Below are 11,817 nucleotides of genomic sequence, written 5' to 3'. Positions count from 1 at the left end.
GCTTGGAGCATGGACATCACTTATTTAAAGTTGAGTAATGGTCAGTGGGTCTATTTAGCGTCAGTTTTAGAGTTACAAACGCGTAAGATATTAGCCCATCAAATCAGTGCCACGATGGATACCAAATTGGTAGTTACAACACTACAAAGATCGCTGTCAACTGATAAAAAACCAAATTATTTACATACTGATATGGGCAGTCAGTTCACTAGTTTTGGCTTTGAAAATTTGTTAAAGCGACATAAAATTGATCATTCGTATTCAAAACTAGGACATCCATATGATAATGCCAAAATTGAAAGTTTTCACTCCCTATTAAAGCGTGAAATGATTTATCAATTCCGGTTTCCATCGATTGCACATCTAATTTTAGATGTGTCCAAGTATATTCATTGGTTCAACAACGAAAGAATCAGTCTTGCCAATCAAAAAATAAAAGTTGCCTAATCAGTTCAGCCCTAGATAAAAAATATTCCGAATTATTGACTTATGAGCAATGTCCTTGAAGTAGTTTTCTATTGTAAAATATTCAAAAATAGTATCTTTTGACATTGTCTCAGGAAAATTTTCTGAATAGTCATTTATAATACTTGTTAAAATTTCTTTAGAAATGTTATCCATAGTTTAGTGCTTCCTTTACTAAAAATTATAGTTATTAAAAGTATCATTTATTATAGACCCTAAACGAACATCTTTTGTAAAAAGCCTTTTTTCTGTTCTTTCAACAAATCTAACTTACGTTGATGAAGAGCGATAGTGTTATCCATTTGTTTGAAGAATGAACCGATTTTTTCTTGTTCATCTACTATCTTAGGAACAACTAGTAGAGTATTAAAAAAATCAGTAGGTGCAATATTTAGCAACCCGTGATTACGAGCCCCTTCTGCTGCATTCTTAGAAACCTCCCGGTACCATCTAGTGGTATCGTAATATGAAACTAGAAACTGAGAATTAATTTTCGTAGGTCTAAATACTATATAAAGTGTCGACAGAACGCCCATATCATACTTATCTAAACGCTTAATAGCCCCCCATGGATATCCATTTGAATAACTTTTATTATATGCAAACTCACCATTTTTAACTAAAAGATATCCAGTAACATCACGACTGGCTACTTGCTTATTGAAAAAATCGTTTTGATCTACTAAGCCATCTTGTGCAGATATTGTTAGTGGAAGAGTTGACTCATTATTTTTATTTTTTCTAGTAACACGCTCTGAAATGCTAGATAACTTACGCTCTTCCCAATCGTCAGCAAATCCCGAAAAACGCATTTCAGGAACCCTTGAGCCATTTTTTGGAAACATTTTTTGCAAGAAGCCTTTTTTCTGTTCCTTGAGTAAATCTAACTTACGTTGATGAAGAGTGATAGTATCGTCTAATTGTTTGAAAAATAAATATATTTTTCTTTGTTCTTCAATAGAAGGTATAGGAAATTTTAGTTTTTTAACTACTGTGGAACTTAGACCACTCATAATACTCCCTACAGATAACTTTAAAATCTGCTGTTTTATAAAAGGTGAATCTTTTATTTGTAAAGCTATATATTCAGCAAGTGAAGAATCGTTAGTTTGTAGTCTTAGCAAATGGGAGTTCATTATTCCTTTTTCGCTAGTTTCTGGAAATACCGAGCAGGCTCCTATAGTACCCATCATACTAATAACGATATCTCCTGGAATTAACTCACAACTTTGTAATTCTAAATATTTATCTTCAGTTATATAGTAATTTCCTAATGAAAAATCATTTTTAAAAATATTTTCTTGAGCATATACCTTTATTCCTTTTTCAACATAATATTCTTTCTTTAAAGCACTACCAAAAGGTCCTATTTTCATTGATCCTTTTATATTTTTTAATATATCTTCAATTTTACGCTCTTCCCAATCATCTGTATAACCTCTAAATCGCAGAGAAGGTGACTTTCTTTTTTTTGTTTGCATTTCCTCACTCCCATTTCTACCAATTAATTAAAATACTGGTAATTTTTTCGTTTGCCTTTTGTTCTGTGCTTTTTAATAAATGAATGTAAGTGTTCTGAGTAGTTATACTATTTGCGTGACCTAATCGTTTGGCTACAACCTGAATACTAATACCATTGGCTATCAGAACAGAAGCATGCGTATGCCTAAGTCCATGGAGCGTAATGATTGGTATTTTTGCCAACTGACAATATTTTTTTAATCGATTATTAATAGTAGAATTATATATCACAGGATGTCCCTCTCCTTCTATGCTCGGGAATATCGGCATTGTATGATTTATGTTTTCTACAATAGGTCGTAGTATCCATGCAGTTTTTAAGTCTAACGCAATCGTTCTGATAGATGATTCATTTTTCGTAGGCTGAAATCTATGATTAACAAAACCTTTTTTCTGATAATTATATGACTTTGTGACATGTATAACTAAATTTTGAAAATCAAAATCATTCTTCGTCAGCGCGAGTGCTTCTGAAAATCTGAGGCCTGTTGTGAGTAACAAAGCTAAAAAATGTTCCCAGGTTAGCCCACTTTTTTTCTCTAGTTCAAACGATTGCATCAAATTCTTGGCTTCAATTTCCTCCAAAAACATATTCTTAGCTCTAACTGCTCGTCCTCCTAAAAATACTTTTCGTGTAAAATCCTTTTGAATAATACCATCATCATAAGCATCCAAAATACTTGCACGAATTTGCCGATGAAAATCCATGACAGTTTTATGACTATGAACTTGACTATACAATCTAATGATTTCTTGATAATTGCTTTTTGATAATTTAGAAATAGGTATTTCTGTTTCTAGCCTTTTAAGCCATGATCCGGTGGTTTTATATTTAGCCAATGTTTTGTCACGCACAAAACCTGCTTTGTGGTTTAAAACCCAATATTCAAAATATGTTGATAAATTATACATTTTTTATCCTTTCTACATGAAGTGTTTAGTATGTACACTTCATATGGAAAAAATAAAACTTATTGAGACGATAATTATTCTTCAGTGGAAACTAGCTGTTGATATAATTCGTTAAATGTCTGTTTGCTTTCGTTTATTTCCTTATCAATTTCGATAAGTGACTCATCAACTTTGTGTAAATCAATTGGTTCTTCTTCTTCAAAGGTATCGACGTAACGTGGAATGTTTAAATTAAAATCATTTTCCTTGATTTCATCAAAAGTCGCAACATGAGCGTATTTATCGACGTCCTCATGCTTCAGATAAGTCTCAATAATTAAGTCAATATCTTGTTGACGAAGCAAATTATTGTTTTTTTGTTTTTCAAACCCTTTAGATGCATCAATAAACATGACATCATCGGTTTTTCTATTTTTTTCTAAAATCATGATAATCGTTGGAATACCAGTATTTGTGAATATTTTTTCTGGTAACCCAATCACTGCGGATATGTTACGATTCTCCAGTAATTGCTGACGGATACGACCCTCGGCTGCTCCACGGAAAAGAACTCCGTGGGGCAAAACAATTGCCATACGTCCGTCTTGTTTCAAATGATACAATCCATGTTGCAAAAATGCGAAATCAGCTTTTGATTTAGGTGCAACGCCAGCTTTGAAACGCTGATCATCCTCCCTATTTGTATTATCCCAGTTTAATGAATATGGTGGATTCGCCATCACGGCATCAAACATGCGAGGACTATCCACACCACTTTGGACACCATCTGGCCAATCAGAACTCAGTGTATCTGCATTATGAATATGAATATCATTATATTCGACGCCATGCATCATTAAATTAATACGTCCCAAGTTGTACGTAGTTGTAATCACTTCTTGGCCGTAATACTTAATGGCTCCACGTACACCATCATTGTGCATGTAGGAGGCAGTTGTCAAAAGCAAGGATCCTGATCCCATCGCTGGGTCATACAGACTATATTCGGGCATGTCTTCACGACCTGCAGTCAAAATGCGGGCCATAATGTCAGAGACTTGATGAGGCGTATAGAATTCACCGGCTTTTGCACCAGAATTAGCCGCGAACATTCCAATTAAATATTCATACAAATCACCCAAAACATCTGCGTCTTCGTCTAATTCTATTTGATCAATTAAACTAATCCAATCCATAAGGGTTTTCGTACGAGTTTGTGTATTACTGCCCAATCGACTTGATGAAAGATCCATATCATCGAAAATACCATCAAAAGTTGCTTTAGCCCCTTTTTGGATGCCTTGATTAAAATGTACCAATGCATCTGCTACATTACTAACATTAAACTGATCCGTGTTGATAGCATCCTGCCAGTCACTAAACAATTCGCCAGGTTGAATGACGTAACCTAATTTTGATTGCATAAACGCTGCCGCTTTTTCAGGATTTTGGTTCCAAATATTAGCCCATGTTTCTCCACGAAGTTGTCCAATAAGCCAATTTTGAGCCTTTTCAGATAGAAACTTATAGAACATCAAACCAAATATATAGTTCTTGTATTCAGCGGGTTCAATTTTCCCACGCGTTTCATTCAGTGTTTTCCAGATTAATGTTTTTTTATCAGCAGTTAATGCCATTTTGATTTCTCTTTTCTAAATTATTTTAATGTTTGGTAATTTTAGCAAAATAGGCCAACACATTTTCTTCAAAGTCTGCAGTTTCAAAAAAGCCAATATTCAATTTGTTTTCCATTTTTTGGAGTAATTGATTTAATTTTGTATTATCAACCAATTCCACACCCGGAAGATAAACATTGTAAGCTTCGAGAATGTCATTACCATTATAATTATGGTCAGCTGACCACTTGTAGATATTTAACTCTTGTTGCGTATTACGAATTATTTTTCTAACGGACTTCAGCTTTTCTGTATCAAAATGATCTTTATAAGTACCTTGTTCGATGCCATCTAAGACTTGCCCTATCTCATCACGACTATCTTGATCCAGAGGTTTTACATGTTCTTCAACGGCTACACGATTCTCAGGAATAGTTGTATCCATATATTCATTGAGCAAATCCACCAATTTATCGTAGTCAATGATTTCGTTGGCATAGGATTGAATGGCTATTTTGATGTTGGTTAAATCAATTTGTTTTTCTGCGGGCAAGATTTCGTTAACATCATTCATCCGGGCCTGCAGAGCACTTAATTGCGAGTTGTTTTTAATGCCCAAACTAACTGGGCCATCAACACCTTCAACCTGACTCCCTATTACGTATCCTTGTTGAACTAGTTGCTGTACCTTCGAGTTAACATCGGCAGCAGTTACTGCAAATTCCACTTGGTCTTTTTCAGAACGCGGCATTTGTGAAAAGTCTTCACCAGCTAAAACTTGCAATCGGGTAATTTTTGGTTGCAAGTCATGAATTTGATCTGCCATTTTTGGGGCCAGAATGCCGTCATCAAACAGCTCCTTTTGTTCGGTTTCATCGGGAATTTTTGCTGCATCAGCCATCGTATCATTACCACCTTTGGTGTAAATAACTAAGGCATTTTTGACATTTTCTTCCATAACCGCGCCCTTACGGTAAAAACGTACTTTACCATGTGGCTTCGCTGCTTTATTAATCGTACGGTTAGTCCGAGACATGGCTTGAATTAATGGGCCTTCTTTCATCAATTTATCCATATAGATGATATTGACATATTTAGAGTCAAAACCAGTTAATAACTGATCAGCCACAATAATCAAATCTAGACGGTCAGCATCTTTATCCTGGTTATAGGGCTTTTTCCTAGAAATTCGCTTTGTAATGTCATTCAAGTATGATCGCTGTGGGTCATTATCCTCCAAAAAATTGTGCGTTTCATAGAGAGTCATGTAATCTATCATTGCTTGCTTTAATGCCGCCTGTAGGTCCGATGTTCCGACCCCGTTATTTTCATCGCGAGAAAAAGTCATGGCTACCCGTAGTTCTGGAAACATTTGTTTGAACAAACTGTAGTAAGACGCAACAGCTTGTTTACCGGAGACAGCCAAAATCGCTTGAAACTGATTTGGTTTTCTAACCCCCATCTCAATGGGGCCACTGGCGTTAGTTGACCAGTTATTTTTGATGTCATTCAAAACAGCTTGACGGAATGGCAAACTTTCAAAGACTTTTTGTTCCAACTGTTTTTCAGTTAATTCTGACTCCTGATTATGTTCAAAATCAGTTTCATAATAAGTAACATCAAATCCCAAAACATTGCCGTCGCCAATTGCGTCTTTAATGGTATAGCGGTGAAGTCTGGGCCCAAAAATATCGAACGTTGAAATGTTTTTTGACGTTTTAACTTCATTAACCTCATCACTGTAAAAATTAGGGGTTCCTGTAAAGCCAAACCATGTTGTTTTAGGTAAGGCTTTTTTTATACGGCCTACAGAGTCACCACTGGCGGATCGGTGAGCTTCATCCATTAAGATAACCATCCGACGGTTTGACAATAATCCATACTTAACAGCACGGTCTAAACCTTGAATCGTTATCAAATAAATATTTGAGGTTTTATTCTGTTTTAAAGCACGTTTGATTTCCGTACTATTAACTACCTTGATTCGGTTTTCAAAAGTTTTGTAGGCAAATGATCGGAAATTATCATATGTCTGATTAATTAGATCCACTCTATCAACAATGAATAAAACATCTTGAACACGAGGCATCGCAGCCAACAATTGGGCCACCTTAAAGGAAGTCACAGTTTTTCCGGAGCCTGTTGTATGCCAGATGTAGCCGCCCTCTTTTTCAACAAAATCATTTTGATTCATCTCACGCATGCGATCAAGAATTTGGCGAGTGGCTTGAATTTGATAAGATCTCATGACCATCAAATTATCATTGGCCGCATCGGGAATCATATTTGTCGTCACTAAACGATGCAAGGCAGGAATGCCCATTACTTCGTGAATAAAGGCCATCGTATTTGTGACATCTTGGCCATTATCATCGCGCCATCCAAAAACAAAGTCTCTATTATAAGCATCACTATTCTTTGGACGCGCAAAATAATGCGCTGAATTTTGCGATAAAACAAACTGCACTTGAACAAAAGAAAAAAGTCCCGTGTACATACCATCACTATCATATTTTTGAAGTTGTTCGAATGCGTTCCATTGATTTTGAAGAGATTCGTCTTTTTCTTCCACGTGAGCGACTGGCAAGCCATTAATTAATAAAACAATATCGACGCGCCGCTTTGAACTCAAACTAAACGTCAAATCATTAAAGGTAATTTGATTCACAATTTCATAGCGAGAATGTCCACCAGCTACTTCATCACCATAAAAAATCTCTAACTCTAATTGCGTTCCATCATCACGAATTAATGGGATGGTTCCAACTCCACCAGCCCCAGCAAGCATTAGCTGAGCGTCATAAGGTGTTTTGTTTTTCAATAATTCCAATTTTACCTGCTCAAACTCATTGTCAGATAATAAGACGCCCTCTAACCTTGTACGATTATTATCATTCAATATATCACGCCAATGATCATAGAGGTGATTAACAGTTACGCCTGAATAATAAGCCAGGTAATCCCAACCTTCACTTTTCAACTTTTCTATAACGGCTTCTTCAAATTTATCTTCTGCCATGAATTGGTCTAATCTTTCTATGTGTGTATTTTATAATTGTAGCTACGCCATTGCCCACGTATTTTTCATTTCTATAGTCAGCTAATGGATTAAATTGTTAATCACATGTTACTATATTGTTTTTGCTGATGATTTTCCGATAAACATTCTAATATCTTGCGATTTATCATCTATCGCGTAGATAACCTCTGTAGGTGCAGTCAATTTATCGATAATATTTGAGGCTATTTCATCGACAGGTTCGCCAAAAATAGGTTGAACCATGTTGTTAAATTCATCTTCAAGTTCAACAGTAGCATTCTCTTTGATTGTCTCTGAATGCTTTTTGAAGGCCTGTGATTTATTTCCTAGAAATTTTGTTGCTTTCCCAGGAATTTTGTCTGTAACGTGCCCTAATGCTTCAACCGCTTTAGTACCAACGTCACCAATCGTGTCGGTTTTTGTAATGACGTTGAGTGCTCTCTCAATAATAGGTTGTTTTATTTTTTCAATATAATCAATGGCATGATTAGAAAAACTCGATTCATACTCTCTCTTGAATGTATCAATTCGTTCTTCAATAGTTTTTGAATCAGTTCCTGTTTTAACTAACGACGTAATAATAGTGAGTCTGACCAACCAGGATAAAGAATCCGCAAAATAGGCCATTTTGAAATCCATCATTAAGTCACTATTTTGAACATTTTTTAACATATATGCAATTTTGGCCGCATCATTTAACCCTTTTGTTTTTAAAAGTTTCGACTGATCAAATTGGTTAAGTAAAATACTGTATTGTCTGAAAATAATTTGTGCTTCGTTTGCCAAGTGGCTTAGTTCTTGTATATTAGCTGACGAAATATTTTCTTGCTGTGTAATTGTTTTGATTCGTGCATCGATAGTCTGTAATACAGCCAATTTTTCGGCGTGCATCATACCAATAACGCTATCTAACTTTGTAGCAATATCGTCAATCTTTTGATTGATTTGATTGAACTGTTGCTTGATAATAACTGTTGTCAAAACAGTTAAGGCTACTGCGGGGTTAGCCAGGGTAGACGATAATGTACCAACTTGCTTAAAGCCAGAATGACTAATTATTTTTCCCCCATCACCTTTCACCATTGAGGATAATGTTTGATTAGCATACTGCTTCAATTGTGTTACTGGTACCGTGTTTGTAAAGAGGTGTAGGCCCTCAGTGGAAAAATTTAAAGTTTGGGTTAAATTGCTCAACCCATATATTGAACTACCAATCACTTCACTGTTAATTAAAATTTCCTGAAAACCATCAGACTTCAAATTACTAGGGGCCGTCCGAATGAGACTTAGTTCGTCACCTATTGTATTTTTTAGAACAATCTCGTTAGCAGTACTAATGACACTTTTCTCTTCCATATTCTCAATTTTCTCCAAAGTTAAGTTAATTATATTATGCCACTAATCAATGGAAATTGACCATGTTAATTGAGCAAGATTGGGTTCTATCAAATTAATAATCTAATTTGGTTTTTAAACAGCACCTGATATCACGACAGACACAAAAAATCCTGGTTTGAGTGTTCCATCACATTAATGAGCATTATGTAAAATATCCAGAATTTTAACTTTTTCATCAGGATTAGCTTTCTTATATCTGTTTTTCAGTTCGAGAACACTTTGTGTTCTCGCCCTGTAAGCTGCCATACCTTTCAAATCATAGAATTTGTGATACAAATTCAAATTATTTTGGATGGCCTGACTATTAAGATGTTGCAGCTGTTCAGTTGCTAATTGTTCAATAGTTTCATTTTCTGTATTTTTCAGTATTAATGTTAAATCTGCTTCAGAAATGTCGGGTGTTTTAATTGATTCAATTAACCCGTATTGCTTTAAAGCCATTAATCGTAGTTGATCATCTAGTATACTTGACATCTATTTCTCCTGTTTAACGTCACTGGGACTTTGCCACAAAAAAACCGTGCTCGATATACGAACACGGTTAAGTGACGTATATCCGTTTACAGTGGAGCACCTTACCAATTGGCAGGTTGCTGCTAGGTCAAAGTGTGTAACCACTCACTAGCTCTTGATATAACACGTAATTTATTTGTTGAATTAAATTTATAATATTTCTTTGCTAATGTCAAGGCATTTCTTAAGTAAAATTATTTATCAACAATTAACTGCAATAAACCCCAGTATAGTGTAGCAATAATCTCAGTCTTATAAATTTATACTAGCCTTAAGGATGATGTGCTAAACTTATTTTTAACAAACAAAAATAACTTGAAAGAAATAAACAATGGCCACTCATACAATCTATCAAATTGAAGCTAAACTCGATGATTTTCAACCAGTCATTGGTCGAACGATTTTGATTAATGCGGAACGCTCACTTGCATATTTGGGTTATACCTTAATATCTGCTTTTGGATTAGAAGGCTTCCACCTATTTGGTTTTCAAAAGAGTTTTGAACTTTTTAATCATCAGCAATCTTACTATTATTTATTACCAGAAATGGATTTACCAGAATTCGTAACACTTAGTAAGCATTATAGTGTCATAGAAACAAATTTGAATCAATTTTTTTCGTCTTCAAATCTCAACAATCAATTTAAATTTCAGTACGACTTCGGAGATAATTGGAAGATTTCTTTAAACGTTGAATCAATAGAAACAAAAGAAATAATGTTGCATGACATTCCTAGGGTCACTGGAGGATCGGGCTATGGATTAATAGAAGATATCGGTGGCAATTCTGGATTACATGATTATATAGAAGCATTTGCCAGTGGTGATCTTGATCATTATTATCAAATTTTTGGTAATCAACTACCCTACCTTCGTCCTTTCTCGTTGCCAATTGCCAATGAGAAACTGAAGCCCGAAATAAGCATTTTGAAGCGTCAATACGAAGATAATGAGTAGATAGGAAAACTCTAGTTATTGTTTTTAGTGAAATCCTATAATATGATATAGTAATATGTAATTGATAGAAGTTACTGGAGTGCGAGATGAAAAAAGCGATAACTATTATTTTGGTTTTGGTATTGTTTGGATTACTATTTTTAAGTCCTACACTGGCTTTTGTTGGATTGGTAATTTTTGGATTAGTCATGAAATTCGTTAACAAAAAATAATATATATAGCGGGTACAACTATAATGATGTTTAGACGAAAAAGTAGAACTAATACATGGCTTATCATGGTCTTGTTGGTTGTTATTTTAATTGTCGGTTTGATTGCTGGTTTTAAATTAAATAGCCTTTTCAATAATCAAGATGCAGGAATTCAAACCAGTCAGTCAACTACAGCTACCATGGTTAAGAACCTTGAAAAAGTTGATGAACATGTTTTTTTGAATGTCGGTATACAAGATATCGAAACAAGACAAAATAATCTTAAAATACCATGGACTCACATAGGGGTACCACTAACAGAGAAAAAAGCGATAATTATTTTAAACTATGATGCTAAGTTGGGAATCAAAAAGCCAGTTAAGATTAAATATAATGATAAGAACCAAGTTGATATTACAGTACCTAAATTCGACGTTATTGGTGTCGAATTAGATAAGAAAAACCCTTACCAACTTTATGATGACAGTGGCAATGTTTTAAGTGCATCAACAAAAAACGTAGATACGGGACAACTTGTTTCTCAAGCACTTTCAAGTAGTAAACAAAAACATTACTTAAAAACATACAAAGACATGATTCAGGATTCGGCTAAGGATTATTACACCACACTTTTCAAGTCGACTGGCAAAGAAACAAGTGTGAAAGTTAATTTTGAGTAATAGAATATTGCTACATAACTACTAATTTAAAAGACGTCTAACACCAAAAATGTTAGACGTCTTTTAAACTTGTATATTTTCATGGCTTGTGTGCATAAAAAAATCAACTTTTCACGTACCAAAAAGTATGCGATCTGTAGTTAGTGAAATACTGATATTTTACCAAGTGCATAGTAGGATATCTAGATTTTACTTTAAATCAGAATAAAAATAATTAGTAACCAAAATCTTGATCCTTCATTATCGAGTTTACAAGTTGGGTTTCATTCAATTTCATTTCTTGATAAAATTCAGAATATGTTAAATCCTTGCTTTTCGGTATCATCAAGCCCAATTTTGTAATAATAATATCTTCTTTATGCTTCACATTATTTTCAAAAGTGGTTCCTTCGTTCAAATACATTTTGGATTCAGGAACTGATTCGTTGTTGTTTGCTGGATAAATGTAAGACCCCTTTTTGGCATTGAAGCGAAACATATAAGCCATAACTTTAATTAGTCCTTACCTCCAATGTTACCAATTGGCTTATACCTAGTATTCGCT

The 11,817-nt window shown here is 34.6% G+C and carries 10 protein-coding genes; 3 read left to right on the top strand and 7 right to left on the bottom strand.

What is annotated here, in order from left to right; genetic code table 11:
• The coding region (locus BMG01_RS09345) for an IS3 family transposase (protein ID WP_143470154.1) at positions 1–447 on the top strand (447 nt) is incomplete at its 5' end.
• A 233-nt stretch (positions 448–680) separates the two neighbouring features.
• Here BMG01_RS09345 and BMG01_RS09340 read toward each other — a convergent pair.
• The 6 genes from BMG01_RS09340 to BMG01_RS09315 all read right to left on the bottom strand — a co-directional run bounded on the left by BMG01_RS09340 (position 681) and on the right by BMG01_RS09315 (position 9,405).
• Complete coding sequence (locus tag BMG01_RS09340) at positions 681–1,946, bottom strand: restriction endonuclease subunit S (protein WP_084013475.1); 1,266 nt, start codon at positions 1,944–1,946, stop codon at positions 681–683.
• Between the two features lie 16 nt (positions 1,947–1,962).
• On the bottom strand, positions 1,963–2,898 hold the full coding sequence (locus BMG01_RS09335) for a site-specific integrase (RefSeq protein WP_084013474.1): 936 nt from the start codon (positions 2,896–2,898) through the stop codon (positions 1,963–1,965).
• Between the two features lie 74 nt (positions 2,899–2,972).
• A complete protein-coding gene (locus tag BMG01_RS09330; protein ID WP_084013473.1) occupies positions 2,973–4,514 on the bottom strand; it encodes a type I restriction-modification system subunit M in 1,542 nt (513 codons plus the stop codon).
• A gap of 25 nt (positions 4,515–4,539) precedes the next feature.
• Entirely contained in the window at positions 4,540–7,512 is a 2,973-nt protein-coding gene (locus tag BMG01_RS09325) for a type I restriction endonuclease subunit R (protein ID WP_084013472.1), read from the bottom strand.
• A 111-nt stretch (positions 7,513–7,623) separates the two neighbouring features.
• Positions 7,624–8,889 carry a hypothetical protein gene (locus tag BMG01_RS09320; RefSeq protein ID WP_084013471.1) on the bottom strand — a complete coding sequence of 422 codons (1,266 nt, stop codon included), beginning with the start codon at positions 8,887–8,889 and terminating at the stop codon, positions 7,624–7,626.
• Positions 8,890–9,063: 174 nt separating this feature from the next.
• Positions 9,064–9,405: a hypothetical protein gene (locus BMG01_RS09315; RefSeq protein ID WP_084013470.1), complete on the bottom strand. Its 342-nt coding sequence runs from the start codon at positions 9,403–9,405 to the stop codon at positions 9,064–9,066.
• Positions 9,406–9,775: 370 nt separating this feature from the next.
• Between BMG01_RS09315 and BMG01_RS09310 the strand changes: the two genes are divergently transcribed.
• Positions 9,776–10,402 (top strand): plasmid pRiA4b ORF-3 family protein, encoded by a 627-nt coding sequence (locus BMG01_RS09310; RefSeq protein WP_084013469.1) that lies wholly within the window; start codon positions 9,776–9,778, stop codon positions 10,400–10,402.
• A 235-nt stretch (positions 10,403–10,637) separates the two neighbouring features.
• On the top strand, positions 10,638–11,273 hold the full coding sequence (locus BMG01_RS09305) for a DUF4230 domain-containing protein (protein ID WP_084013468.1): 636 nt from the start codon (positions 10,638–10,640) through the stop codon (positions 11,271–11,273).
• A gap of 214 nt (positions 11,274–11,487) precedes the next feature.
• Here the strand turns inward: BMG01_RS09305 and BMG01_RS09300 are convergent, their stop codons facing one another.
• The gene (locus BMG01_RS09300) at positions 11,488–11,760 is read right to left on the bottom strand and encodes a hypothetical protein (RefSeq protein ID WP_233127291.1); all 273 of its coding nucleotides are present in this window, start codon (positions 11,758–11,760) and stop codon (positions 11,488–11,490) included.
• Positions 11,761–11,817: the final 57 nt, after the last annotated feature.

The organism is Leuconostoc sp. BM2 (genome assembly GCF_002095565.1).
In the GTDB taxonomy this organism is placed as follows: Bacteria; Bacillota; Bacilli; order Lactobacillales; family Lactobacillaceae; genus Leuconostoc; species Leuconostoc falkenbergense.
Note: the sequence above shows the minus strand (reverse complement) of the source record. Positions and strands in the feature narration are given on the sequence as shown.

Excerpts from the sequence above, each read along its gene's own strand:
- BMG01_RS09340 (WP_084013475.1), bottom strand. The coding sequence starts at position 1,946 with ATGCAAACAAAAAAAAGAAAGTCACCTTCTCTGCGATTTAGAGGTTAT.
- BMG01_RS09335 (WP_084013474.1), bottom strand. The coding sequence starts at position 2,898 with ATGTATAATTTATCAACATATTTTGAATATTGGGTTTTAAACCACAAA.
- BMG01_RS09330 (WP_084013473.1), bottom strand. The coding sequence starts at position 4,514 with ATGGCATTAACTGCTGATAAAAAAACATTAATCTGGAAAACACTGAAT.
- BMG01_RS09325 (WP_084013472.1), bottom strand. The coding sequence starts at position 7,512 with ATGGCAGAAGATAAATTTGAAGAAGCCGTTATAGAAAAGTTGAAAAGT.
- BMG01_RS09320 (WP_084013471.1), bottom strand. The coding sequence starts at position 8,889 with ATGGAAGAGAAAAGTGTCATTAGTACTGCTAACGAGATTGTTCTAAAA.
- BMG01_RS09315 (WP_084013470.1), bottom strand. The coding sequence starts at position 9,405 with ATGTCAAGTATACTAGATGATCAACTACGATTAATGGCTTTAAAGCAA.
- BMG01_RS09310 (WP_084013469.1), top strand. The coding sequence starts at position 9,776 with ATGGCCACTCATACAATCTATCAAATTGAAGCTAAACTCGATGATTTT.
- BMG01_RS09305 (WP_084013468.1), top strand. The coding sequence starts at position 10,638 with ATGATGTTTAGACGAAAAAGTAGAACTAATACATGGCTTATCATGGTC.
- BMG01_RS09300 (WP_233127291.1), bottom strand. The coding sequence starts at position 11,760 with ATGGCTTATATGTTTCGCTTCAATGCCAAAAAGGGGTCTTACATTTAT.